The organism is Streptomyces sp. NPDC030840 (genome assembly GCF_055572015.1).
Genome location: NZ_JBVIEE010000005.1, coordinates 409,646 through 434,624, shown reverse-complemented (window position 1 = coordinate 434,624; position 24,979 = coordinate 409,646). Strand labels below are relative to the sequence as shown.

Below are 24,979 nucleotides of genomic sequence, written 5' to 3'. Positions count from 1 at the left end.
CCTTCCCCCTCCTTGGGTCCCCCCCCCAAGGCCCGGGGATGGGTGGGTGGGGTTGGTTTGGTTGTGTTGGTTTGCGGCCCACCCCTGGGGGGGGCCTCGCCCCGCAACCAGCCCCTCCGGCGTTTGAGGAGCGGGGGTCCTCCGGCCGGCCCCCGGTGGAGAACCCGGTGGTCAGCCGGAGGACTCACCCACCGCCCACCCCACACACCGCCGCAGCACCGTCAGGAACTCCGGCGTCTGCCAAGGCCCCCGGTCCACACGCCCCGTGTCCTCGACACCGAGGTCCTGCATGTCGTACCGGCCCCGGCAGTGACCAAGAGTGAAGTAGCAGACCTCACCACCCCCGTACCGCTTCAGGTACAGCACAGGCCGGGGCACATCGTCGAGGGCGGCGTCGCCCTCGGCGAAGCCACGGCACTGTCCCGTGTACCCGGCGTGCAGCAGCATGTCCAGCTCGCCGTGCAGCTCACACACGTACAGCTCGTCGGTGACCGTGAACGGTTCGATCCCGGCGACCAGCGGATGCCCGGGCCGCGTCACCCGCACCTCATAGGGCTCGATCGGCGGATGAGCCAGGAACTGGCTGCCGAGCACCTCCGCCAGTTCCCCGAGGAGCCGCGGCGTGGTGAACACCCGCGGCCCACCGGGAGCCGGCGCCTCGATCACGGAGTTCGTGCCGTGCAGGGCGAGCCAGCGCCCGCCCCGCTCCACGAACCGTGCCAGCGCCTTGCGCTCCTCCGGCCGGGGCCGTACATCGCAGGTGTAGGTGACGAGCAGGTCGGCCCCTTCCAGTTCGGGCACGCAGTCGTAGTCCTGGTGGACAGTCGTCCGCACCCGCCCGTGCTCACCGAGCAGGTCCAGCAACCGCAGCCGCGCGTAGTCGAAGTCGTGCCACCTGCCGCCGCAGACCAGTACGGCGTCCAGACGGCCGGCCGGGCCCGCCACGGCTCAGTACTGGACGCGGGTCAGCAGCCCGCCGTCCACCACGAGGTTGACACCGACGCAGAAGGAGCCGGTCCTGGGCCCGAGCAGGAACGCCACCGCCGCCGCCACGTCCTCCGCCGTGCCGTACCGTCCGATCGGCAGCATGGCGAGGACCTCCTCGTACACCTCCGGGCGGCTGGTGCGGATGGTCTCCCAGGCGCCGCCGGGGAAGTCGATCGGGCCGGGCGAGACGGTGTTGACGCGGATGCCCTTCGGCGCGAGGGAGTGCGCGAGGGCGGAGGCGTGCTGGACGACTGCGGCCTTCAGGGCGGAGTAGGAGTTGGCTCCGGCGGGGCGGGCGGTGTCGGACGCGTTGGTGGTGCCTATGGCGACCACGGCGGCCCGCTCGGAGGCTTCCAGGTGCGGCAGGGCCGCCTCGACGAGTCCCGCGAACGGGATCAGGTCACCGCGCAGGCTGGCCTCCCAGGATCCCGGGCCCTTGACGTTGCCCGCCGACACGTTGGACACCAGCAGGTCCAGGCCGCCCAGTTCGCCGGCCGCCCGCTCCACGAAGCCCGCCAGCGCCGCCGGGTCGGTGACGTCGACCGGCTCGGCGAACACCGTCGCCCCTTCGCCGCGCAGCTCGGCGGCGGCCTTGGCGAGCGCCTCCTCGCCCCGGGCGCACAGCGCCAGCGCGCAGCCCTCGGCCGCCAGGGTTCCGGCGATCGCCCGGCCGATGCCCCGGCTCGCACCGGTCACCAGCGCCTTGGCGCCTGTCAGTCCCAGATCCATCGATGTCACTCCTTTGTGAGGCTCGCAATGAGGGGGCCGGAAAAGGGAGGGCGGGAAGGGCCCTGTCCGTCAGTCGCCGGGGAGTTCCGAGAACGGCACCCGGTCCACCCGCGGCTCCGCCGGCAGCCCCAGGACGCGCTCGCCGATGAGGTTGCGCTGGATCTGGTCGGTGCCTCCGGCGAGCCGGTAGCCGGGGGCGCCGAGCAGGTGCTGGGTCCACGCGAACGTGCCCGGCTCCCCCGTGTCGGCGGTGATCCGGGCGCCCATCAGCTCGGCGGCGACCTGCCCTGTACGGGTGAGCAGGTCGGAGGCCATGAGTTTGGTCAGCGACGCCTCGGGGCCCGGCCTGCCTCCGGCCGCGCTCGTCCGGGCGACCCGGTCCACGGTGGCCGCGCGCAGCACGGTGCGCACGTACAGGTCGGCGAGGTTCTGGCGGACCAGCGGGTCCCCCGTGCGGCCGAGGGATCGGGCGAGGGCGAGGACGTCGGCGAAGGTGCCGCCCTTGCGCCGGTTGCCGCTGCCGGAGGCGGTCCGTTCGAAGGCGAGGGTGGTGGTGGCGACCTCCCAGCCCTGGCCGGGACGCCCGATCCGGAGCCGGTCGGGGACGCGTACCTCGCTGAGGAAGACCTCGTTGAAGGACGCGCCGCCGCTCATCTGGCGGATGGGACGCACCTCGACGCCGGGAGTGTCCATCGGCACCAGGAAGGCGGTGATGCCGGCCTGTTTGACGACGTCCGGATCGGTGCGGGCGAGCAGCAGACCGTAGTCGGCGAACTGGGCTCCGGAGGTCCACACCTTCTGGCCGTCGATCACCCAGTCCTCGCCGTCCGGCCGCGCCCGGGTGCGCAGGGCGGCGAGGTCGGACCCGGCTCCTGGTTCGCTGAAGAGCTGGCAGGCCAGCAGGTCCGTGCGCAGGAACGCGCGTGCGTGGTGCGCGCGCTGCTCGGCCGTGCCGAACAGGGAGACGGCCATCGCGACCAGACGCACCGTCACGCTGATCAGCTCGGTCGACGGCGGCACCCGGAACGCCGACTCCTCGTCGGCGAAGGCGGCCACGTGGGCGGCGCTCAGTCCCTGGCCTCCCTTGTCCCGGGGGAGCGTCAGGCCCTGGTATCCGGCGTCGAACCGGGCGCGCTGGTAGGCGCGGCAGCGCTCCAGCAGCAGGCGCTCCTCGTCCTCCGTGAGGTTGTGGAACACCGCGAGGTCCTCCGTGCCGCCGGCAGGCTCGGACTCCTGGCCCGGTTCCAGCACGGTGGCCAGCCACTCCCGGACCCCGGTGCGCCAGGTGTCCATATCCGGCTGGGACATGGGTCCTCCTCAGCTCACGACGACACTTACCAGATGACAGCTTGAGTAACGGCGGGACGGGGCCGAGTGCACCGTATGGCGATCCTTACCTGGCAATCGCGCCGCAGTGCCGCCGTATCGCATCCGAGTGTTCCCTACTTTCTTGATAAACGCTACAGTCTCGGCATCGACTCTCCCGTCAGCCGGGAGAGGATCGAGGAGCCGCCGGAGGAGCCATGACGCTGCCACTCGACCGTCGCGCCCGGGAGATACCCGACGAGCCCGCCCTGGTGGACGACTGGGACGTGCTGTCCTGGTCGGAACTGGCCGACCAGGTGGCTCGGGCCGCCGCGCGGCTGCTGGAGCTCGCGCCGGGTCCCCACGACCGGGTCGCCGTACTCGGCGACAACGCCATCCCCACACTGGTCGCCCATCTGGCAGGGCTCAGCGCCGGAGTGGGAACCGTGGCCACGTCCCGCCACCTGACGGCGGGCGAACTCGTCGACCAGATCACCGACGCGGGCGCGACCGCGATCGTCACCGGACCCGCCGGCGCGGGCGCCGCCCTGGACGCGGCCCGCGAACTGGGGCTGCCGATCGTGATGCACGGCACCCCGGCGACGGGGCACGCCTTCGACTGGGATCTGTGGCTGGCGGCCGCGCCCGCCGAGCGGAGCGTCCCCGCGGGCAGACCCGCCAGGCCGCCCCTCGTCTACACCTCGGGCACGACGGGCCGGGCGCGCGGCACCGAGGTGCGCTGGGTGAGCGGTCCGGTGAGCGACAGTTCGGCCTATCTCGCCGCGCTGGCTGCCCGGCCGGGGTTCCCGCCCGGCCCACACCTGGTCTGCGGACCGCTGCAGCACAACGCGCCGCTGACGTCCCTTCGTCACCTGGTGGCCGGTCATCCGGTGGTCGTGCTCGGCAGGTACGACGCGGAGGCGTTCCTGAGCCGTGTGGAGAAGTGGCGGGTCACCTCCGCGGTGATGGTCCCCACCCACTTCCAGCGGCTGCTGGCGCTGCCGGAGGACCTGCGCGCCCGGTACGACGTCTCCAGCCTCCGCCAGGTCTCCCACACGGGGTCCGCGTGTCCGGCGGAGGTGAAGCGGGCCATGATCGAGTGGTTCGGGCCGGTCCTGACCGAGTCGTACGGTGCCAGCGAGGCGGGCACAGTGGCCCGCATCAGCAGCACCGAGTGGCTGGAGCACCCGGGCTCGGTCGGACGGGTCGAGCCCCCGCTGGAGGTCCTGGTCACCGACGACGACGGGCGTCCGCTGCCGCCCGGCGAACGCGGCCTGCTGGCGTTCCGCGCACCCGAGGACAGAGGCGTGCGCTACCACGCGGACCCCGACAAGACGAGGGACGCCTATCTGTCCCCGGGTGTCTTCACCCTCGGCGACATCGGCTACGTCGACGCGAGCGGCTACATCTTCATCACCGACCGGGCCGCGGACGTCGTGGTGTCCGGCGGCGTCAACCTGTACCCGGCCGAGAGCGAGGCGGCGCTGCGCCTGCACCCCGCGGTCGCGGAGGTCGCGGTCATCGGCGTGCCCGACCCGGACTTCGGCGAGTCACTGCGGGCCCTGGTCGTGGCCGCCGCGGACGCCCCGACGGCCGAGGAGCTGGACCGGTTCTGCCGCGACCGGCTGGCGGCCTACAAATGCCCCAAGTCGTACGAGTTCGTTCCCGAGCTCCTGCGCAACGCGATGGGCAAGCTCGACAAGCGCGCGATGCGCCGCCCCTACTGGCGCTCCGAGCGGACCATCGCCGGCTGATCCGGCCACCACCCACCGCGCCTCTCCACCGCCCACCGCACCACTAGGCACCTTCCGCACCCTCTGCCCTCAAGGCACGCTCCGCGGGCCCTCTCACCCTCCGCACCCTCCGTACGAAGGATCACCATGACCGAAGTCCTCCTCATCCGGCACGGCCTTCCGCTCGCGGGCGTGTTCGACCCGGGGCTGTCGCCGGAGGGCAACGCCCAGGCCGAACGGCTCGCCGCCTGGCTCGTGCACGAGGACGTCGACGCCCTGTACACCAGCCCGTTCCGGCGGGCACGCGAGACGGTCGCGCCCCTGGAGCGCCTGACCGGCAAGACCGCCACCGTGCTGGACGACCTGCGCGAGTGGGACACCGATGTCTCGCATCCCTACACGCCACCCGAGCAGATCGGCGCCGACGACCCCCGGGCGGCGGCGCTCGCCGAGGGGAGGTACGAGGACTTCGTGCCCGACCTGGACTGGGACGCCTTCCGCGCGCGTGCCGCACGGGCCATGGACACCATCCTCGACACCCATCCCGGCGGACGGATCGCGGCCGTGTGCCACGGCGGAATCACCAACACCTACCTGGCGACGGTGCTGGGCATGCCCCGGATGTTCTGGTTCCACCCCGGCTACACCTCGGTCAGCCGGATACGGCGACTGCCGGGCGGCCGGATCGTCCTGCACTCGGTGAACGAGACGGCACACTTGATCACCGAGCGTGCCGCCGACGCCCTGGCCTGACCCGCCCCGCTCTCTCCCCCCCACCACCAGGAGGTCCACCCGGCCATGCCCGACCTGCCCTTGGACGAACCGCTCGTCGTGGCGACCCGTGCCGCCGCCGCGGACGGTGTCGTCGCTCTCGCCCTGCGCCGCGCCGACGGCGGAACGCTCCCCTCCTGGACGCCGGGCGCCCATGTCGACCTGCTCCTGGACGACGGGCTGATCCGTCAGTACTCGCTGTGCGGGCGCCCCGCCGACCGCGGGACCTGGCACATCGCCGTGCTGCGCGAGCAGGCGGGGCGCGGAGGTTCGGCGCATGTCCACGACCACCTCGTGGAAGGCGCCACCGTGCGGGTCCGGGGGCCGCGGAACACCTTCCCGCTGCGCCCCGCCGCACGCCATCTGTTCATCGCCGGCGGCATCGGCATCACACCCGTCCTGCCCATGGTGGAGGCCGCCGAGGCCGCGGGGGCCGACTGGCGGCTGCTGTACGGCGGCCGCTCCCGTACCTCGATGGCGTTCCTGGACCGCCTCGCGCCGTACGGGGACCGCGTACTCGTCCGCCCGCAGGACGAGTACGGTCTGCTGGACCTCGCCGCCTGCCTCGGCGAGCCCCAGGAGGACACCCTGGTGCACGCCTGCGGTCCCGAGCCCCTGCTGCGGGCGGTGCAGGAGCACTGCGCGCACTGGCCGCCCGGAACGCTGGGCATCGAGCGGTTCGCCCCGGTGCCGGAAGCCGGCGCGGGGCCCACCGAGGCCTTCGAGCTGGAGCTGGCCCGCGCCGGACTCACCCTCACCGTGCCGCCGGACCGTTCGGTCCTCGAGGTCGTGGAGGAGGCGGGCGTCGCCGTGGACTTCTCCTGCCGGGAAGGGACGTGCGGCACCTGCGAGACCGACGTGCTCGACGGCACGCCCGACCACCGCGACTCCCTGCTGACCGACGAGGAGCGCGCCACCGGCGACACCATGCTCATCTGCGTCTCCCGCTCCCTCGGGCCCCGGCTGGTCCTGGACCTGTGACAGCGGTACGTCCGCGCCGACGCGGGTACCCCGGGCCACATGACCGACATCGACCTCAAGAGCAGCGCATTCAATGATCACGCCTTTCTCACGCGGCGGTACGCGTACGAGGGCGAGAACGTGTCCCCTCCGCTGACGTGGAGCGGGGCGCCGGACGACGCGGCCGAGCTGGTGCTGATGTGCGAGGACCCCGACGCGCCGTCGGGCACGTTCGCGCACTGGATCGTGGTGGGCATCGATCCCCACGCCGAAGGCGTGGACGCGGGGCAGGTCCCGGCCGGCGGCACCGAGCTCGTCAACAGCTTCGGAGAACAGGGCTGGGGCGGGCCGCATCCTCCGCCGGGAGACGAGGCGCACCGCTACTTCTTCCGGCTGTACGCCCTCTCGGAGCCGTGCGTGCTGCCCGACGCGCCCAGCGCCGAGCAGGTGCACCGGGTCGTCGAGGAGCGACAGGTCGCGAGTGGCACCCTCGTGGGGCTGTACCAGCGCTGAAGCCCACCGACCCCGGCACACGTGTGCGGTCATGCGCATGTGTGCCGGCCACACCTCAATAAACGGCCCCGCAATTGGTATGGACCTTCAAGGGAGTCATGGCTAAGCTCTGCCGCGCACGCTGCGAGAGCGCTCTCAGAGTTCTGCTGTTCCACCCCCACACTGCTGGAACAACGAAGGGCCACTCCCTTGAGACGCACGACAGCCATGCGCACCGGACTGTCCGCACTCCTCCTCCTCGGCGCCTGGGCCACCGCGAGCGCGCTGCCCGCCTCCGCCGCGCAATCCCCCGCACGCCCGGCAACGGCACCCGCCTCCCCCGAACTCGTCTCCGCCATGCAGCGCGATCTGGGCCTGACCAGGAGTCGGGCCGAGGCACGGCTGGCCGCGGAGAAGTCGGCGACGGCCGTGGAGCGGAAGGCGAAGCACGCGGCGGGATCGTCGTACGGCGGCTCCTGGTTCGACGCCGGGAGCGGGAAACTGACCATCGCCGTCACCCCGGGCGCGAACACCGAGGCGATACGCGCGACCGGCTCGAACGTCCGCCTCGTGAAACACAGCGCGGCGCGGCTCGACGCGGCGAAGGCGCGCATCGACGCACTGTCCGCGCCCGCCGGCGTCAGCAGCTGGTACGTCGACCCCAGGGCCAACAAGGTCGTCGTGAACGTCGTCGCGGCGCGACAGGGTGACAACGATGTCCGAGGTTTCCTGGCGCGCGCCCGCCAAACGGGCCCCGTGACGGTGAGGCAGACCGCCGAGGCACCGCGGACCTTCGCCGCCGGTACCGTGGGCGGCGACCCCTACTACACCGGCAACTTCCGCTGTTCCATCGGCTTCTCGGTGCACGGCGGCTTCGTCACCGCCGGGCACTGCGGTGGGACCGGTGCCGCGGTGTACGGCTGGGACCGCTCGTACATCGGCAACTTCCAGGGATCGTCGTTCCCCGGCGACGACTACGCCTGGGTGAACGTCGGCAGCGGCTGGTGGACGGTACCGGTGGTCCTGGGCTGGGGCACGATTCCCGACCAGCTCGTGCGTGGCTCGGCCGAAGCCCCCGTCGGTGCTTCCATCTGCCGCTCGGGTTCCACGACCAAATGGCGCTGCGGCACCGTCCTGGCGAAGAACGAGACGGTCAACTACAGCGTGGGGGCCGTCCACCAGATGACGAAGACGAGCGTCTGCGCCGAGGGCGGTGACTCCGGCGGCTCCTTCATCAGCGGTGACCAGGCACAGGGTGTCACCTCCGGCGGCTGGGGGAACTGCGGCTCCGGCGGCGAGACCTGGTACCAGCCCGTCAACGAGATCCTCAATCGCTACGGGCTGAGGCTGCACACCGCCTGACCCTCCACCACCACGAATGAGCGGGCTCCGTCACCGACCGGCGGACGGAGCCCGCTCATTCGGCACACCCCGCCCCGGCCCGCGGGTGGACGCGGTGGTGTGGCGCGAGATCCTGGAGTGCGACGGCGTCCGGCGCACACCGCGCGCCGTGCCGGGAGGAGCGTCATGACCAACGTGGACGTGCATCAGCATCTGTGGAGCCCGTCGCTGGTGGCGGCCCTGCGGTCCCGCCGCGAACCGCCGTTCCTGGACGGCTGGACCCTGTTCCTGGCCGGTGAGCCGCCCTATGAGATCCCTCCCGCCGACCACGACGTCGCCCGGCGCGCGGGACTCGCCGCCGCCGACGGCCTCGACCGCGCGCTCGTCTCGCTGTCCTCCCCGATCGGCGTGGAGTGGCTGCCCGCGGCCGAGGCGCGGCCCCTGCTCGACGCCTACCACGACGGCGTTGTGGACCTGCCCGAGCCGTTCGGCGCCTGGGCCGCCGCCTGTGTACGGGACGTCGACGCGGACGCGACGGCGAAGGTCCTCGACCGGGGCTTCGTCGGCCTCCAGCTCCCGGCGAACGCCCTGGCCGACGCGGCCGGGTACGCGCGCTGTGCCCCGTTGCTCGGCCTCCTCGAGGAGCGCGGCCTCCCCCTGTTCGTCCACCCGGGCCCCGCCGCCGGCGAGCCGCGGGGTCCCGGGTGGTGGCCCGCGATGGTTCCCTACGTCCAGCAGATGCACGCCGCCTGGTTCGCCTTCCGGGCCTTCGGCCGGCCGCGCCATCCACGCCTCAGGGTGTGCTTCGCGCTGCTGGCCGGGCTCGCCCCGCTGCACGGTGAGCGCTTCGCCGCCCGGGGTGACGGCGGGGCCGGGGCCGACCCGGACGTGTTCGTCGAGACGTCCTCGTACGGTCCTCGCGCCGTCGAGGCGATCGTCCGCGCGCTGGGTGTCGACGCCGTCGTCCAGGGCTCGGACCGGCCGTACGCCGAGCCGCCGCGGCACCCCGGCTTCGGCCTGGGCGGAGCCGCGGCGTACGCGTTCCGCATAGCCAATCCGCGGCGGCTCCTCACGGGAGAGGCCTGAACCGGGCGCGTCCTCAACGCGGGCCGCGCCCATGGCCACGGCCCTCGCACACCGTGCCCGAGGTGACGCCGGGGGCGAGGCGGGCCGGGTCCAGTCCGTCCAGGATCCGGCACATGCGGGTGATGACGTGCGTGGTGTCGGGGTCCCAGAGTCGGACCGTGCCGTCGGACCCGACGGAGGCCAGGGTGGTGCCGTCGGGGCTGTAGGCCACGGACTGCACCGCGTCGTCGTGGCCGGTGAGGGTGGCGGTCAGCCGGCGCGAACGGGCGGACCAGAGGCGGACGGTGCGGTCGAAGCCGCCGGTGGCCAGGGTCTGGCCGTCAGGGCTGAAAGCGAGACTCCGCACCGGTCCGGTGTGGGCGGTCATGGCCGCGCCGATCTGGCTGCGGCCGGCCGTGTCCCACAGGCGGGCGGTACGGTCGTTGCCGGCGGTGGCCAGGGTGGTGCCGTCGGGGCTGAACGCCACGCCCCACACCGCACCCGTGTGGCCGCGCAGGGGCCGGCCGATCTGCCGCCTGGCCGTCACGGACCACAGCCGGACGGTGCGGTCGTCGGACGCGGTCGCCAGCGTCCGGCCGTCGCGGCTGAAAGCGACGCCGTTGACGTAGTCCGTGTGGCCGGTGAGTTCGGCGGTCTGCCTGCCCGTGCTGACCGACCACAGGCGGGCGGTGTGATCGTCCCCGGCGGTCGCCAGCGTTCGATTGTCCGGTGCGAAGGCGACGGCGAACACGGTGCCGCGGTGACCGCGGAAGGTGGTCAGCTTCTTGCGGTGGATGTCCCACAGCCGCACCGTGCCGTCGTCGCTCGCCGTGGCCAGCAGCCGCCCGTCCCGGCTGAAGGCGACGTCGCGCAGGCGGCCGTGGTGCCCTTTGAGGAAGGTGCCGGCGGCGGCCGGTTCGGTGTAGGGCCACAGGGCGAGTGTCCCGTGGTCGCCGGCGGTGGCGAGCGTGCGGCCCTCGGGCGCGAAGGCCACCGCGGACACGGGCACATCGGCTCCGGTTGCCAGGGAGGAACCGGCCAGGTTCCACAACGCCAGGGTGTGGTCGAAGCCGGCGGTGGCGAGCGTGCGGCCGTCCGGGCCGAACGCCACACCCAGGACGTAGTCGCTGTGCCCATGGTGGATGGCGAGGAGAGAGCGGCTGCCGGTGTCCCACAGCCTGACCGTCCCGTCTCCGCACGCGGCGGCGAGCGTGTCACGCCGCGGGTGGAACGCGAGCGCGTTGATGTCGTCGCCGGGGCCGGTCAGAGCGCCGGTCGGGGTGCCGTCGGCCGGGTCCCACAGGGTGACGGTCCGGTCGTCGCCGCCGGTGGCCAGGGTGCGGCCGTCCGTGCTGAAGGCGACCGCGATGATCTGTCCGGCGGCCCGCAGGTCGCGGAGGGGCTGCCGGGTCCGTGTGTCCCACAGGCGCAGGGAGCCGCCGGTACCACCCGCCGCCAGCGTGCGGCCGTCCGGGGAGAAGGCCACGGCCTTGACCGGAGCGTCGGCCTCCAGTGTCCTGGCGCGGCCGGGCCTGCTGCCCGCCGGCGCCCACAGGCGGACCTCACCCCGGCCGCCGCGGGCCGAGGCGCCACCCGCTGCCAGGGTCCGTCCGTCGGGGGCGAACGCCACGGCCACCCGGTTGCGGCCCAGACCGGTCAGGACAGCCGTCGGCCGCGTGGGCGGGCTGTGCGGATCGCGGACGTCCCACACGCGGGCGGTGCCGTCCCTGCTGCCGGCCGCCAGGGCGTGTCCGTCGCGGCTGAACACCACGGTCGACACGGGCTTCGCGGAGGCCTTGATCGTCGCCAGCGCACGCCGTGTGCGGGCGTCCCACAGTCGCACGGCGCCGTCGTTCCCGCCGGTGGCCAGGGTATGGCCGTCCGGGCTGTGGGCGACCGTGTTCACCGGCGCCCTTCCCACGGTGATCCGCCCGGCGAAGGCCTGCGTCTGGGTACTGAGCAGCGCACCTCGGGTCTGCGCGTCGGGACTGATCCGGTACGCCTCGCGGGCGAGCCGCAGGGACTCCTCCGGCTGTCCGGTGGCGAGCCGTGCCGACTGGGCCGCGAGTGCGTGTGCCAGGGCGACACGCCGCTCCTGTGCGGTGGTGCGCCACTGCTGCACGGCCAGGAGTCCGACGACGAGCGCGGCTGCGAGCGCTCCGGTCAGGGCGACGAGCAGTTGACGGCGCCTGCGCGCCTGCCGCTGGTCGGCGGCGGCCTCGCGCTCCTGCTGCCGCTCCCCGGCGGCGAGGAACTCCGCTTCCAGCGCGTCGAGTCCCGCGCGGTGGTCCTCGTCGGCGGCCCACTCGCGCAGCACGGCCAGGCGGGTACCGCGATAGAGGGCGGCCGGGTCGCGGCCCTCGCGCTGCCAGGCCCGTGCGGCCTCGGTGAGCTGCTGGTGAACCAGGAGACCCGCCCGGTCCGCGGCGATCCAGCCGCGCAGCCTGGGCCAGGCACGCAGCAGCGCCTCGTGGCTGATCTCGATGGTGTCGGCGTCGGCCGTGAGCAGCCTGGCCCGGACGAAGACATCGACCACGGCACAAGCCCTGTCGGGATCGGCGAAGCCTGCCGTCAACTGGTCACGGCGGCACCGGCGGCGGGTCTCCCCCGCGTCCTCGTCGACGCGGACCAGACGCAGCAGCAGCCGGCGCGCGAGGGGACGGCCCGCCTCGTCCAGGCCGGACCAGACCCGCTCCGCCGTCGTGGTCACCGCACCGTGCAGGCCGCCTGTGAGTTCCCAGGCGGCCACCGTCATGGTGGCGTCCCGGCGCTGCTGCCAGGTCGCCAGCAGGGCGTGGGAGAGCAGCGGCAGCACGCCCAGGGCGGCGCGGGCCGGGCCGTCCGCCGCTCCGTCGGAGCCGACGCCCAGGTCGCGCAGGGCGAGTTCGGCGAGACCGGGCTCCAGGGTGAGCCCGGCGAGGCGGGCAGGTCCGGTGATGGCCTCGCGAAGCTGCTGGGCGCCCATGGCCGGGAGGACGAACAGGCCGTCGGAGAGGGCCGGCACGAGCTGCGGGTACGTCAGACAGCGTCCGTAGAAGTCGCCGCGGACGCCGAGGACCACCAAGGCGCGGGGCGCCGACAGCTCGCCGTCCGCGCCCGGGAGCGGGTCCGCGAGGGCGCGCAGGAGCCGTACGTACGCGGTGCGTTCGGCCTCGTCGGAGCAGAGGGTGAAGATCTCCTCGAACTGGTCGACGACCAGGACCAGCCGATGGTCGGCCGGGGCACGCCCGGGGGCGCGGGCGTCGAGGGCGGAGCCGACCGCACGGGCCGTCGGCGTGCCGTCGTCTTCCCGGTCCGGGACCGGCACGCTGCCACCCAGCGCGGCGCCGATCCGCCGGGTCAGTTCGTGCAGGGGCTGGGAGGTGGGGGTGCACACGGCCACCGGCCAGTGCCGCGATCCCGGCAGGGCCCCGGCCCGGAGCGCCGGCACGAGCCCGGCTCCCAACAGCGACGACTTGCCCGCTCCGGACGGCGCGACGACGGCCAGCGGACCGCCGTCCGCGAGGTGCTCGCCCAGACGTCGCGTCAGGGCCGCGGTGTCCTTGTCCCGGCCGAAGAACCACTGGGCGTCACCGGGACCGAACGCGGCCAGGCCACGGTACGGGCAGACGTCCTGCGCCGGCGCCGGCGGAGTCTGCGGTCCGGCCTTCGCGCGCTTGTTCCGGACCGGGCGGGGAACGAGACGCATCAGCTCACCGCCCGCGCCCAGAGCCTCGTCACAGCAACGGGCGAGGTCGGCGTTCGCGGGCTTCTCACCGGTCTCGATCTTGCTGAGGTACCCCTTGCTGTAGTGCACCCGTCCGGACAGCGCCGCGAGCGAGACTCCGGCCTGGGTGCGCAGCCTTCGCAGTTCGGACCCGAAGGAGGGCGGGGCGGCTTCGGGGAGCTCCTGGGTGTCCGTGCCGGGGACGGCAGGGGGTTGCGGGACCGTCGGCCGTGCGGCGTCCTCCGGCGTGTCCCGGACGTCCTCGGTCCCGCCTGTTGCACGGCGCAGTGGGTCATCCGTCCCTCTCATGGCGATACCTGCCCGTCCCTGATGCGTCGGTCGTGTCGACGCCGGACGCTAGGGCACGGGCGGACCCGGGGCGGGCCGGGCCGTGGGATGTTGACCTTTTCGGGTACGGCCGGCACCGCTTTCGGGTGACCGCTGGAGAAAGGGCCCCCGGCCGCTCCGGAACCGTGGGTTCCTGAGCGGCCGGGGAGCCCGGTCACGCGCCGCCGTTCAGCAGTGGTCCGCGATCGCGTCGAGCTTGGCGCCGAAGCCCCGGTCGTAGTTGTCGGCGTAGTCACCGGCCTGCACCGGGCGGCTCTCCTTGGTGCCGTTGTTGTAGTTGATGAAGCAGCCGGAGCGGTTGGCCCGGAAGGAGTACGTGTGGTCGTGGAAGGCAGGCGGTACATCGACGTAGCCGCCCCGCCAGATGTACAGGTCACCACCGCCGTTCCTCCCGGTCCACAGGCAGATGGCGTTGGCCTCGCAGGAGGGAGCGGCTGCGGCGGGGGTCGCGGTGGAGGTCAGGCAGGCCATGGCCAGGGCTCCGGCGATGAGCAGGGCGTGGGGCTTCCTCATGATGTGTCCCTTCGTGTGCGGTGGTTGCCGCGGTGTCGTGTTCGCTTCGGGTTGGTGGCTGCTTCTCGGGAAGGCCGGCCGGTGACGTCCGGCATGGATCGCGCCGACGCGGCGAGGTGTCCAGGGCGTGGGCGGGAGCCCGGCGCGGCTTTCCGGCGGGAGTCCGTGCGGAGTCAGTCGACGATGTTGACGGGCCGGTAGGCGTGGTAGCCGTCCCTGCCGTTGACGCCGTAGGAGTGCTGCTTCCAGCGCGTGCCGACGCCGCCGGCCTGCTCGTAGGACTTGTAGACGGTGTGCGCTGCATCGGCCCAGCCGTCGAAGATGACGACGTGCCGGTTGTTCGGGTCATCGCTGTTGGCCTTGATGACCAGGTCGCCGGGAGCGAGCTCGTTCATGGCGATCCGCCGGGTCCAGCCGTCGTTCTTGAGCTTGACGGTGTTGGGGCCGGGCGCGCCCAGACTGAGGGCCATGGAGGCGTAACCGGAGCAGTCCTGGCGGTACTCGTTCTTCCAGTACTTGGACTGGCTGTAGGGCACCGGCCTGCCGTTGTTGGCGGTGAGCCAGGTCTTGGCGCGCTCCAGCACCTGAGCACGGGTGACGCCGGGTGCGGCCTGGGCGGCACGGGCCTCGCCGATCACCCGGACGGTGGTCGCGGAGGCAGGCTGGGCCGCCGGAGCGGTTGCGGCGGTCAGCGCGACGGATCCGCCGCACAGCACAGTGGCCAGCGCCCAGAGGGACAGGGCTCGAGTCGTCTTCACGGTCATGGTTTCTCCGAACCTCGTGCAGGTGACCGGCGGGAGCGGGAGTCGGTGCGCTCACGCCGCCGGGGGCGAGCCGGCTCGCTCTACCCCGGTGCTTGGAGTTTCGGAGCGGGACCAACGGGGTTGAATGGGTTTCCCGTTTCCCAAAGCGACGGGAAACGGGAAACAGGTCGTGACGTGGGCATTTCGTTGACTCGCGTCGCCGCGGCTGCCCCGCTGACGCGCTCCATCGTCCCGGCCGTCGCCGCCGCCACCGAGCAGCTGCTCAACGCCTGTTGGGTTGCGGGGAACACCGCGTGCCCGGACGCGGCCCTGGAAGCGTTCGGGCAGGGGGGGTACCCCCCGTTGACGCTCGGTCACAGGAGGGCCGGGGGAGGGCTCTTTCGTGCGCGCCTCGTTCTTCGCCGGGCGCAGCAGGTCCTCGCCGGAACTCCGCACGCGGGAAGGCGCGGAGCGGCACCGGTACGTCGGGCTCCCGGCCCAGGACGGGGTGCCCGCTGTCTCCTACGGTGACGTCACGCGGTCCTCTCCGGCCGGACCCGCGCCGCGGGCGGTCACTTCCCCACCGGCTCGGGGAGCGGCACGGGCTGCCCGGTCCTCAGTGACTCGTAGGCCGCCAGGACGATCCGCAGGCTCCGCAGTCCCGCCTCGCCGTCCGGCCGGGGGCGGTGACCGGTGCGTACGGCGTCGAGGAACTCCTCCAGCATGGCGGCGTCGAGGTCGTCCCCGCCGGGTTCCCAGCGGGAGCGGGCGGTGGTGGAGTCGAAGCCGCCGAGCAGCCGGGGGAAGGCGTCGAACTCGACGATGCCCCGCTCGGCGACGCAGGTCAGGGCCAGGCCGCCCCAGGTGGGGTGGTCCTTCGGGTGGCTCCAGCTGCAGTCGATGGCCGCGACGACGCCGCCCGGGTACCGGACGGTGACCAGCCCCGCCGTCTCCACCCCGCCTTCCGTGCTCCCGGAGGGGTGACCGCTGCCCAGGAGGTCATTGGCCTGGGCGTAGACCTCCACCGCCTGCTCCCCGTCCAGCAGCACGTCCATCAGGTCGGCGATGTGCACGGTGTGGTCCATCACCGCGCCGCCGCCCGCCAGTTCCCGGTCACCGAACCACGATCGTGCACCGCTCGGGTTCCAGCCGTTGTTGGAGCCGTGGACGCTGACCAGCGAGCCGAGCGAGCCATCCTCGACGGCGCGGTGCAGCGCGTGGAACGCCGCGCCGAAGCGGACGGGGTAGGCGGTCATCAGGGCGACCCCGGCGCGGGCGCAGGCGTCGATCATCGCCCGGGCGTCCGCCTCCGTCGTCGCGAGGGGTTTCTCGCACAGGACGTGCGCGCCGACGGACGCTGCCCGCTCGACCAGGTGACGGTGCCGGGAGTTCTCGCTGGTCACGACGACCGCGTCGGGGCGCCGCGCGAACACCTCGTCCCAGTCGGCGCTGTACGGCACGCCGAGCCGCCCGGCCAGTGCCGCTCCCCGGTCCGGGTCGTCCGGCGGGGCGCCGGGGTCGGCGGTGAGCAGCTCCACGTCGTCGCGGTCGCGCAGCAGCTTCATGTAGGTCGGGGCGTGGACGTGGGCGAAGGACAGGACGGCGATCCTCATGCGGACGTTCCCTCCAGCGACGGGACGAGCTCGACGGCCCGTCCGGTGCGGGTCGATTCGGCGGCGGCTTCGGCGATCCGGACGGCGGCCACACCGTCGGCAGCGCTCACCCGGGGCTCGGCCCCTCCCGCGAAAGCGCCGGCGAGTTCCCGTATCTGGGTGACGTAGGGTGACTCGCCGAAGTCACCGGCCGGTATGCCATCGGCGGGCCCGGTGCCGGCCGTGCCGACGATCCGCAGTCCGGGCGAGGCGAGCGAGTCGTGCCGCAGGGTGCCGCCGGTTCCGGCGATGTGGAACGTCGTGCGGAACGGGGTGGCGGGGGGTGCCCAGACGCCCACGATCTGTGTGATGACACCTGAGGTGTGGGTGAGGACCGCGGTGCCCGTGGCGACCGCGCCGTCCGGCGCCGGGGCGGTCAGATGGCCGGCCTGCCGCGCGTGGACGCGTACGACCTCGCCGAACAGCCAGCGGGCGATGTCCATGTCGTGGATCATCTGGTCGACCAGGATGCCGCCGGAGCGCGCCGGGTCGGCGAACCAGCCGCTCCAGGTGGGGTAGCGCCCGGTGCGGGTGAAGCGGGCCACCGCGACGCGGCCGAGTCCGCCGCCGGTGACCAGGTCGTGCAGCCTGGCGTAGGCGGGGAACCAGCGGACCACGTGGCCCGGGTAGAGCCGTACCCCCGCGGCGTCCGCGGCGGCGGCCATCTCCTCGGCGTCGGTGGTGCGCAGTGCCAGTGGTTTCTCGCACAGGACGTGGGCCCCGGACTCGATGGCGGCCAGGGCGATCTCGTGGTGGGTGTCGGTGGGGGTGCAGACGTCCACCACGTCCGCCCCCTCGATCGCCGCCTCCCGCGAGCCGGCCGAGCTCTGGCCGAACTGGCGTGCCAGGGTGGGGGCCTGGCCGTCGGGGGCGTAGACGCGGACGCGGGCTCCGAGCGCGGTCCAGGCGGGCAGGTGGGTGCGCGCGATGCCGCCCGCTCCGATCAGCGCGACGTCGAGTTGTGCCATCTGGTGGGGGTCTCCTAGCCCTTGAGGGCGCCGCTGAGCACGCCGTTGATGAAGTGCCGCTGGAAGAACAGGTAGACGAGGACGACGGGGGCGATCACGATCAGGGTGGCCGCGGCCAGCAGGGGCACGTCGACGTTGTACTGGCCGGTGAAGAAGCCGAGTCCGGCGGGCGCGGTGCGCTTCGCCGGGTCCTGGATGAGGATCAGCGGGAGCAGGAACTGGTTCCAGCTCCACACGAAGTACAGCACCCCGAGGGTGGTCACGGCCGGGCGCGAACTGGGCATCAGCACGCGCCACAGCGTCGTCCAGGACGAGGCGCCGTCGAGGCGCGCGGCCTCGATGAGACTGCGGGGCATGGTGGCGAAGTGGGCCCGCATCCAGAAGACGCCGAACGGCATGAAGGCGGCGATCTCGGCGAGGGCCAGCCCGGGCACGGTGTTGGTGAGGCCGAGGGCGCGCAGGTCGTAGTAGAGCGGGATGACGGTGACCTCGGTGGGGATGGACAGCCCGAGCAGTACGTAGCCGTAGAGCTTGCCGCCGCCGGGGACGTCCATGGTGGCCAGCGCGTATCCGGCGAGGGTGGCGCACAGGACGGCCGCGGGGACGACGGCCAGCGCGATCACGGCGCTGGAGCGCAGCAGCGGGCCGAAGCCCGCGGCGGACCAGGCGTTGACGAAGTTCTCCAAATGGATGCCGTCGGGCCAGGCGAGTCCGGTCAGTGGGGTGCCCGCGGGCTGCAGGGAGGCGAGGAGCAGGGACAGGAACGGGACGAGGACGACGGCGACGAAGACCGCCAGCACGGCGGGTGCCGCCACATCGCGCCGCTGACGCGCCGTCATGGGGCCTCCCGGGACAGCCGGTTGATGACGAGGACGGCCAGCCCGATGACCGCCGTCAGCACCACGGCCAGTGCGCTGGCCAGGCCCACGGCACCGCCGCCGAAGGCCAGCCGGTAGATGAGGATGCCGGGCACGACGGTGCTGTTGCCGGGGCCGCCGCCGGTGGTGATGTAGATCAGGTCGAAGCTGGACAGGGCGGCGATCACGGTGATCGACAGGGCGACCGCGATCTCCGGCCGCAGCAGCGGGACGGTGACGGACCAGAACTCGCGTACCGGTCCGGCGCCGTCCATCCGGGCGGCCTCGTAGATCTCCTGGTCGATGCGCTGTGTCCCGGACAGGAACAGCACCATGCACAGCCCGGCCACCACCCAGGTCCCGATCAGTCCCACGGCAGGCAGCGACCAGGTGAAGCTGCCGAGCCACGAGTCGGTCAGGTGTCCGAGGCCGATCGCTCGCAGCGCCTGGTTGAGGGTGCCGTCCTCGGCGTACACCCAGCGCCAGATGATGGCGACCGCGACCAGCGGGATGACCTGCGGCAGGAACAGCAGCGTACGGATCAGGGAGGTGCCCCGGCGGCCGGAGCGGCGGGCGACGAGCGCCGCCGACACCAGGCCGAGGCCGATGGGCAGGACGGAGAAGAAGAGGATGAGCGCCCCCGCGTGCCAGGCGGCGGCCCGCAGCTGCGGATCGGTCGCGACCCGGCGGTAGTTGTCGATCCCGACGAAGGACGGCAGGGTCACTCCGTCCCAGTCGAAGAACGACAGGTAGGCGGTGTGCAGGGCCGGGAGGACGGCGAACAGCGTGTACGGCAGCAGCGCGGGCAGGACGTACAGCAGCGCCACGGCCCGGCGGCGTCTGCGCGTGGCGGTCCGTGAGCCGGCCGGTGGGCCGGTGCCTTGGTGGACGGGGGGTGCGGCCCGTCGGGTGGTCGTGGTCGTCATGTCGTCATGTCGTCCCAAGCGGGTCGGGTGGGTGCGGCGGGTCCGTCGCACAAGTGGTCAGGAATGGAACTGGTCGTAGTCGGCCTGGAGGGCGGCGAGGAACTTCTCTGGCGTGACCTTGCCTCCGGCGAGCAGTTGGAGCTGCGTGGTGACGGTGTCGGGCATGGTCGGGGTGGAGGCGTTCTGGATGAAGGGCTGCAGCCCGGAGTCCTTGACGATCCCCTGCCAGCTGGTGCGCACGTCGCCGAGCAGCCCGGTCTGCCGGGGCATCGCGGCGGCGTCGGGGGCCATGAAGCCCGCCTTGGCGGTGACGGCGGAGGCCTGCCGGGTGGCGCAGAAGTCGAGGAAGGCGGCCGCCGCCGCGGGGTTCTTCGACTTGCTGGAGACGCAGTAGTAGACGCCGGCACCAGTGGTGCGCACGGCGCCGCCCTTGTTGCTCGGTGGCATGTTGAACAGTCCCGCGTTCTCGCCGAGGCCCTTGGCGACGGCCGCGGCGGCCCAGTTGCCGCTGATGCGGAAGACGCCCTTGCCCTCGGCGAACGCGGCGGTGGCGTCGTTGTCGCTGAGACCGTTGACCTTGGGGGTCACATAGCCCTTGTCGACCCAGCGCTTGAGGGTGGTCGCCGCGCGCACCGCCTCGGGACCGGTGATCTTGGCGCCCTTGTGGCCGAACGCCCAGGCCTCGCGGTCCTCCGGCCTGAGGTAGACCGACAGCAGGACGTTGAACGGGTGGTTGAGGCCGCCGTCGAGGTTGCCCTCGACGAGCGCGGTCTCCCCGGCCGCCCTGGCCTTGGCGAACATCGCCTCCAGCTCGTCCACGGTGGCGGGCGGTACGGTCAGGCCGAGCTTCCTCAACTTGGACTTGTTGTAGTAGACGCCCTCGAACGACAGCCCGCCGGGCACGCCGTAGAGGGCTCCGGTTCCGGCGGTCTTCCCGTCGGAACTGAAGGTGATCTGGTCCAGGCCGGGAAACTTGCCCGACCAGCCGTACGCCTTGCCGAAGGCGCTGACGTCGAGCAGGAGACGGCCCTTGACCAGGTTGTTCATACCGGAGACGAACTGGGCTATGTCGGGTGCGGAGTCGGCCGACATGGTGGTGTTGATGCTCTTGAGGTAGTCGTCCCAACCGGTGTACTGGCGCTTGAAGGTGACGTTCGGGTACTTCTCACGGAACGCGGCGAGCAGACCCGGGGTCATGGTCGTGTCGTCCGCGTCGGCGACCACCAGGGTGATCTTCTTGTCGGTCGGTACGGCGGTGGAGGCGGGCGAGGCACTGCCCGCGTCGGAGGACTTGGCGCCGGGCGCGAGGGTGTCGCTGCACCCGGCGAGCAGTGCCGAGCCGCCGGCGGCGGCCAGAGAGGTGGCGGCGAGGAACGCGCGTCTGGACAGCGGGGTGGGGATGTGGCTCATAACGGTCTCCTGGAACGGAGGGAGGGCGAGGCGGAGAGCTGAGGGGCCCGCGGCGAACCGCTGGTCCTGGAGTGCTGCGAGGGCGAGTGCCGGGGAGGTGCGCGGGCGCGTGGAGATGAGCGCGGTGCGCGTGGGCGCCGGGTGGTTTAATAAAGCAGTTGCGTTTCATAATCGGGATCCGGCCATGGCGCGTCAAGAGTGGAGTGCAGGCTGTTCCCGACAACAGGTCCGCGTCCAGGAGGTTGACCCTTGACCACACCCACGGGCTCCGGGGCCGACGCCTCACCGGAGCCGGATGCCGTCTGGCCGCTCAGCGGCGCCACGGAGCCGGGACCGCCGGCGGCGGTTCCCTCGGTCGTGGGCGTGGCCGATCTACGCGCCACCAACGCGGCGGCCGTACTCGCCGTCGTCCGCTCCGCCGACCCGCATCCCCGGCTGTCGGAGCTGGCCAAGGCGACCCGTCTGTCCCGGCCGACCGTGGAGGCGATCGCGGAGGAACTCGCCGACAGCGGCCTGATCGAGGTCGCCCCCACACCGTCCGCCCGGGGCCAGCGCTCCCCCGGCCGCCCTGCCCGGCGGTTCCGTTTCCGCCCCCACGCGGGTTTCGTGGTCGGTGTCGACGTACGACCCCGTTCCCTCACCGCGTGCCTGGCCGACCTCGACGGCGAACCCGTCGCCGTGGAGCGCCGCACCGTCAGAGCCGACCTGGCGGGCCCGGCCCGCGCCAAGGCCGTGACCTCGGCGGTCCGGGCCGCCCTGGACCGGGCGGCGGTGGGCGTCTCCCAGGTGTGGGCCGCCACCGTCGGCACCCCGGGCCTGGTCGACAGGGGCAACACCCGGGTCCGGCAGGCCGACAACCTCCGTACCTGGACCGAGGTGGACATCGTCGGCGTCCTGCGCGAGCTCCTCGGATGCCCGGTCGCCGTCGAGAACGACGCCAACCTGGCCGCGCTCGGCGAACAGTGGCGCGGGGTGGGGGGAACTCCGCCCGACCCGGCGACCGGTGAGATGGTCTTCGTCCTGCTCGGCGAACGTCTCGGTTCCGGTGTGATCACCGGTGGCCGCCTGCTGCGCGGCCACCACGGCGCGGCGGGCGAGATCGGGTTCATCCGCTTCTCCGGCGACGGCCCCGCGGACCGCCCCGGGCTGGACCCGCTGCCCGCCGGCACCATCCGCGACGCGGCCGCCGCCCACCCGGGCGCGGTCGCCGCCGTCGAGGCCTACGGACGGCGGCTGGCCGACGGCCTCGCCCCCGTACTCCTCGCCCTGGACCCGGCCCTGGTCGTCCTCGGCACCGGCCTCTTCCCGGACCCGGCCGCGCTCCCCGCGGCTGAGGTCCTGCGGAGCGCCGCCCAGCACCACGCCGACGGCCTCCTCGTGGACCCCCCGCGCTGGCACCTGTCCGCGCTGGGCGACGGCGCCGTCCTCACCGGCGCGGTCCGCTTCGCGCTGTCGTCGGTCGAGGTGGTGCTCCGAACCCGCCCCACGAGCCTCCACACCCGCCGGGCGACTCGCGACGCGTAGACACACGTGCCCCGGACCGCGTGAGGCCACCGGGGGACTCACCTGACGAAGACTCACGAAGTCAAGGGGAGCTACCCATCAGTCATACGTTCCACGGGAAGTTGACCGAGTCACCACACTTGCCACACATACGAAGCCTAGGTTCTGCATGATTCGTACGACCCAGGCCGGGAGGGGCAGCACCAGTGCCCGGAATTGACGAGTGTCTGCTGGAGGCCATGAGACTGCCCGGCGCCCGAGGTGCCGCCGTGGTCGACTGGACCAGCGGGCTGGCTCTGGGCACGGCCGGGGAGTCACCGAGCGATGACCATGAGGCCACAGCGGCCGAGACGGCGGAGCTCGCAAGGATAGCGGCGGAGTACCAGTCCTTCGCCCCCGCCGACGGCTCCGGCTGGTCGGACGACGACGTTCCGGTCGAGGATCTGATCATCACCAACCGCGACGGGTACCACGTGGTGCAGTTCGTCCGCACCACCTTCGACAGCAGTGTCTTCCTGTACCTGTGGCTCGGCCGCGCCGAGGGGAATCTCGCCCTGGCCCGCATCCGGCTGCGCGAGATGGCTCGGCAGCTTGTGGTGGGATGACCACGTTGCCGACGCTCTCCCCCGACCCGTCCTCCGGGAGCCCCGCCACCGCTCCCGCCGGCTCTCCGATGCTGCACCGGCTCGCGGCCGAGAAGGCCACCGGGTCCCTCATGAGAGAGCGGGGCACTCTCTATCTGGCCGACGGACAGGTGATCCACGCGGAGAGCCCGGACACGCCCGGCCTGGACGTGCTGCTCACGGCAGGTGGTGCCCTGTCTCCGGAGCAGTGGGACGAGGCTCTCAGCGAGGCCGGACCCCAACAGCGGGTGGGACGGTTCCTGGTGGAGCGGGGCCACTTCCCCGAGGGCGCGCTGGAGCTGTGCCATCTCGGGGCGCTGTACGACGCGGCGTTCTTCGCGCTCGGGCAGGGCGGTGGTCCGGCCCGCTTCCGGTACGGGATGGCCCACTGGATGGGGGCGGTACGTCCCGTACCCGTCGACATGGTGCAGCGCGAGTCCTCGCGCCGACGGCAGTTGCTGCACGAGATCTGGCCCGAGGACGACACGGACACCCAACCGCTCGTGCGGACCGGCCTCGACCTCGACACGGGCCTGACACGGCGCCAGCACGCGGTCCTCGAACTGGTCGACGGGGTGCGTACGGCATCGGACATCTCCCGGGCCCTGGGCCGGCCCGCCTTCCACACCCTCGTCGACGTCCGCCGGCTCGCCGCCGCCGGAATCGTGACGGCGGCCCGGCGACCACCACGGGCCGCCACCGCGCCCACCCGGCTTCCGGAGACTTCGGCCGGTCCCGACGTCGCCCTGCTGCGCCGGATCAAGAACGCCTTGGAGGCCTTGTGATGCGCGCTGTCCGGCAGCGCGCCGAGAGGAGACACCTCATGGCCGCCCAGGCCGAAGTCCTCGATGAACTCCAGCGGCTCCTCGCGCGCCTCCCCCAGCTGACCGGTGCCCTCGCGGCCAGTGTCGACGGTCTCGTGCTGGCACAGGACACCCGTGGAGTGGAACCGGAGGGACTGGCCGCCCTCACCGCGGCAGTCCAGGCAGTCGCCCTGAGGCTTGCCGACGCCAGCGGCCAGGGCGACTTCCGCGAACTGCTCGTCCGCAGCGCGAACGGCTACGTCGCCACCTACGCCGCCGGTCCGTCCGCCGTGCTGACCCTGCTCGCCGAGCCACGGGTGAATGTCGGCCGGCTGCACCTGGAAGGACGCCGATCCGGTCAGCGCATCGCCGGCCTGCTGGGGGCCGCCGTCCAGCAGCCCGACCGCACTCCGAGGCAGCCGCCCGCCACCACCGGCGCCGCCCTGCCGGTGCGGACCCCCTCCGTACGGGACTCCGCCGCACGCGACTCCTCCGCACGGACCGGCCGCGCCCGGCACTCAGCCACCGGGGAGGCCCCGACCACGTAGGCCCCCCTCTCACCGCACCGCAGTTCAGCACCGGTCCGGCACCACGAGCGGACCGGCAGCGGCACGAAAGGAACACGACCCGTCATGGCGAACACCGAAGCAGCACTGAAGGAAGCCCTTGCGACGATCGAGGGCGCGACCGGCGCCGCACTCGTCGACTACACCAGCGGGATGGCACTCGGAACCATCGGAGGGGGCACCGACTTCGACCTGAACGTGGCGGCCGCCGGCAACACCGACGTCGTCCGAGCCAAGCTGCGCACCATGGATCACCTCGGCCTCAAGGAGTCGATCGAGGACATCCTCATCACCCTGGACACCCAGTACCACCTGATCCGGCTGCTCAAGGGGAAGGGAGGCAACGGCCTCTTCCTCTACCTCGTCCTGGACTCCGGACGCGCCAACCTCGCCATGGCCCGCCATCAGCTGAGGAGGATCGAGTCGCAACTCGAGGTCTGACTCCGGCCGGCCTGGGGTCCGAAGGCCGAGCGCCGGCGGGGCACGGCAGTCCGGAACGCACCCCGTGCACGGGATGGCACCGCACCGGCTGTGCGGCGAGGATGCTCTCCCCCACGCCGAGGATCCGAGGGCCTCCCGACGGGTTCGCACGCGGCACCCAGCCGCCGCGAACGCGTCCTGCTCCTACCTGCGGGGGCCTCAGCGGCAGCTACCGCGCCAACTGGTGGGCGTGTCCGACCGGCCGGCCGGACACGGCCGGCCGGTCGGGACCGGGACGTCGGGGGTGTCTACCACCCGGAGGACACCGTGAGCGTCGGGCCCGCTCACAACGGCGACGAGCGCATGTTCATCAGGATGTGGCGGCCCGACGACAGAGGTCCCGTGCACGCTGCGGCAGTTGTGCCGTGCGCGGTCATGCGGATGAAGTACGGCAAGTACAGCGCCCGTACCAAGGTGACCAGGCCCGCTCCGGGTTACCGGTCCGCCTGGCCGAAGGGGCGTGGACCGGCGATCTGACCGCCTTTCACCCACCTGGGT

General features: G+C 72.7%; 22 protein-coding genes. 11 read left to right on the top strand and 11 right to left on the bottom strand.

The genetic code is table 11. The annotated features are described in order from the left end of the window. Nucleotides 1-171: 171 nt before the first annotated feature. From ACZ49J_RS14800 to ACZ49J_RS14790, 3 genes are all read right to left on the bottom strand, one after another. Nucleotides 172-945 (bottom strand): ThuA domain-containing protein, encoded by a 774-nt coding sequence (locus ACZ49J_RS14800; protein WP_467448131.1) that lies wholly within the window; start codon nucleotides 943-945, stop codon nucleotides 172-174. Nucleotides 946-948: 3 nt separating this feature from the next. Further along, nucleotides 949-1,716, bottom strand: coding sequence for an SDR family NAD(P)-dependent oxidoreductase (locus tag ACZ49J_RS14795; protein WP_467448129.1), 768 nt, complete (start codon nucleotides 1,714-1,716; stop codon nucleotides 949-951). Between the two features lie 69 nt (nucleotides 1,717-1,785). Continuing rightward, a complete protein-coding gene (locus ACZ49J_RS14790) occupies nucleotides 1,786-3,024 on the bottom strand; it encodes an acyl-CoA dehydrogenase family protein (protein WP_467448127.1) in 1,239 nt (412 codons plus the stop codon). A 215-nt stretch (nucleotides 3,025-3,239) separates the two neighbouring features. Between ACZ49J_RS14790 and ACZ49J_RS14785 the strand changes: the two genes are divergently transcribed. From ACZ49J_RS14785 to ACZ49J_RS14760, 6 genes are all read left to right on the top strand, one after another. Then, complete coding sequence (locus ACZ49J_RS14785) at nucleotides 3,240-4,775, top strand: AMP-binding protein (RefSeq protein ID WP_467448124.1); 1,536 nt, start codon at nucleotides 3,240-3,242, stop codon at nucleotides 4,773-4,775. A gap of 126 nt (nucleotides 4,776-4,901) precedes the next feature. Next, nucleotides 4,902-5,507, top strand: a complete 606-nt coding sequence (locus ACZ49J_RS14780; protein WP_467448121.1) for a histidine phosphatase family protein — start codon at nucleotides 4,902-4,904, stop codon at nucleotides 5,505-5,507. A 45-nt stretch (nucleotides 5,508-5,552) separates the two neighbouring features. Further along, entirely contained in the window at nucleotides 5,553-6,506 is a 954-nt protein-coding gene (locus ACZ49J_RS14775; RefSeq protein ID WP_467448118.1) for a PDR/VanB family oxidoreductase, read from the top strand. 39 nt (nucleotides 6,507-6,545) lie between these two features. After that, nucleotides 6,546-6,998 carry a YbhB/YbcL family Raf kinase inhibitor-like protein gene (locus tag ACZ49J_RS14770; RefSeq protein WP_467448116.1) on the top strand — a complete coding sequence of 151 codons (453 nt, stop codon included), beginning with the start codon at nucleotides 6,546-6,548 and terminating at the stop codon, nucleotides 6,996-6,998. A 207-nt stretch (nucleotides 6,999-7,205) separates the two neighbouring features. Further along, nucleotides 7,206-8,339 (top strand): S1 family peptidase, encoded by a 1,134-nt coding sequence (locus ACZ49J_RS14765; RefSeq protein WP_467448292.1) that lies wholly within the window; start codon nucleotides 7,206-7,208, stop codon nucleotides 8,337-8,339. A gap of 165 nt (nucleotides 8,340-8,504) precedes the next feature. Further along, on the top strand, nucleotides 8,505-9,404 hold the full coding sequence (locus tag ACZ49J_RS14760; RefSeq protein WP_467448115.1) for an amidohydrolase family protein: 900 nt from the start codon (nucleotides 8,505-8,507) through the stop codon (nucleotides 9,402-9,404). A 13-nt stretch (nucleotides 9,405-9,417) separates the two neighbouring features. Here the strand turns inward: ACZ49J_RS14760 and ACZ49J_RS14755 are convergent, their stop codons facing one another. From ACZ49J_RS14755 to ACZ49J_RS14720, 8 genes are all read right to left on the bottom strand, one after another. Further along, nucleotides 9,418-13,398: an nSTAND1 domain-containing NTPase gene (locus ACZ49J_RS14755; protein ID WP_467448113.1), complete on the bottom strand. Its 3,981-nt coding sequence runs from the start codon at nucleotides 13,396-13,398 to the stop codon at nucleotides 9,418-9,420. Between the two features lie 207 nt (nucleotides 13,399-13,605). Next, the gene (locus ACZ49J_RS14750) at nucleotides 13,606-13,950 is read right to left on the bottom strand and encodes a peptidase inhibitor family I36 protein (protein WP_467448111.1); all 345 of its coding nucleotides are present in this window, start codon (nucleotides 13,948-13,950) and stop codon (nucleotides 13,606-13,608) included. A gap of 173 nt (nucleotides 13,951-14,123) precedes the next feature. Then, nucleotides 14,124-14,714 (bottom strand): hypothetical protein, encoded by a 591-nt coding sequence (locus ACZ49J_RS14745; RefSeq protein WP_467448109.1) that lies wholly within the window; start codon nucleotides 14,712-14,714, stop codon nucleotides 14,124-14,126. A 551-nt stretch (nucleotides 14,715-15,265) separates the two neighbouring features. Continuing rightward, the gene (locus tag ACZ49J_RS14740) at nucleotides 15,266-16,306 is read right to left on the bottom strand and encodes a Gfo/Idh/MocA family protein (RefSeq protein ID WP_467448107.1); all 1,041 of its coding nucleotides are present in this window, start codon (nucleotides 16,304-16,306) and stop codon (nucleotides 15,266-15,268) included. Beyond that, a complete protein-coding gene (locus ACZ49J_RS14735; protein ID WP_467448105.1) occupies nucleotides 16,303-17,313 on the bottom strand; it encodes a Gfo/Idh/MocA family protein in 1,011 nt (336 codons plus the stop codon). Before ACZ49J_RS14735 ends, ACZ49J_RS14740 begins: the two co-directional genes overlap by 4 nt. 14 nt (nucleotides 17,314-17,327) lie before the next feature. Continuing rightward, nucleotides 17,328-18,152: a carbohydrate ABC transporter permease gene (locus ACZ49J_RS14730; RefSeq protein ID WP_467448104.1), complete on the bottom strand. Its 825-nt coding sequence runs from the start codon at nucleotides 18,150-18,152 to the stop codon at nucleotides 17,328-17,330. Continuing rightward, the gene (locus ACZ49J_RS14725; protein ID WP_467448102.1) at nucleotides 18,149-19,096 is read right to left on the bottom strand and encodes a carbohydrate ABC transporter permease; all 948 of its coding nucleotides are present in this window, start codon (nucleotides 19,094-19,096) and stop codon (nucleotides 18,149-18,151) included. The genes ACZ49J_RS14730 and ACZ49J_RS14725 overlap by 4 nt, the downstream gene beginning before the upstream one ends. 57 nt (nucleotides 19,097-19,153) lie before the next feature. Continuing rightward, nucleotides 19,154-20,506 (bottom strand): ABC transporter substrate-binding protein, encoded by a 1,353-nt coding sequence (locus ACZ49J_RS14720; protein ID WP_467448099.1) that lies wholly within the window; start codon nucleotides 20,504-20,506, stop codon nucleotides 19,154-19,156. A gap of 249 nt (nucleotides 20,507-20,755) precedes the next feature. On the opposite strand from ACZ49J_RS14720, the gene ACZ49J_RS14715 reads away from it, so the two are divergent. The 5 genes from ACZ49J_RS14715 to ACZ49J_RS14695 all read left to right on the top strand — a co-directional run bounded on the left by ACZ49J_RS14715 (nucleotide 20,756) and on the right by ACZ49J_RS14695 (nucleotide 24,442). Further along, entirely contained in the window at nucleotides 20,756-22,030 is a 1,275-nt protein-coding gene (locus tag ACZ49J_RS14715) for an ROK family transcriptional regulator (protein WP_467448096.1), read from the top strand. Nucleotides 22,031-22,215: 185 nt separating this feature from the next. Continuing rightward, a complete protein-coding gene (locus tag ACZ49J_RS14710) occupies nucleotides 22,216-22,614 on the top strand; it encodes a hypothetical protein (RefSeq protein WP_467448094.1) in 399 nt (132 codons plus the stop codon). A gap of 5 nt (nucleotides 22,615-22,619) precedes the next feature. Beyond that, nucleotides 22,620-23,417 carry a transcriptional regulator gene (locus ACZ49J_RS14705; protein ID WP_467448291.1) on the top strand — a complete coding sequence of 266 codons (798 nt, stop codon included), beginning with the start codon at nucleotides 22,620-22,622 and terminating at the stop codon, nucleotides 23,415-23,417. Between the two features lie 38 nt (nucleotides 23,418-23,455). Beyond that, the gene (locus ACZ49J_RS14700; RefSeq protein ID WP_467448092.1) at nucleotides 23,456-23,983 is read left to right on the top strand and encodes a roadblock/LC7 domain-containing protein; all 528 of its coding nucleotides are present in this window, start codon (nucleotides 23,456-23,458) and stop codon (nucleotides 23,981-23,983) included. An 84-nt stretch (nucleotides 23,984-24,067) separates the two neighbouring features. Then, nucleotides 24,068-24,442, top strand: coding sequence for a roadblock/LC7 domain-containing protein (locus ACZ49J_RS14695; protein ID WP_467448090.1), 375 nt, complete (start codon nucleotides 24,068-24,070; stop codon nucleotides 24,440-24,442). The last annotated feature ends 537 nt before the right edge of the window (nucleotides 24,443-24,979 follow it).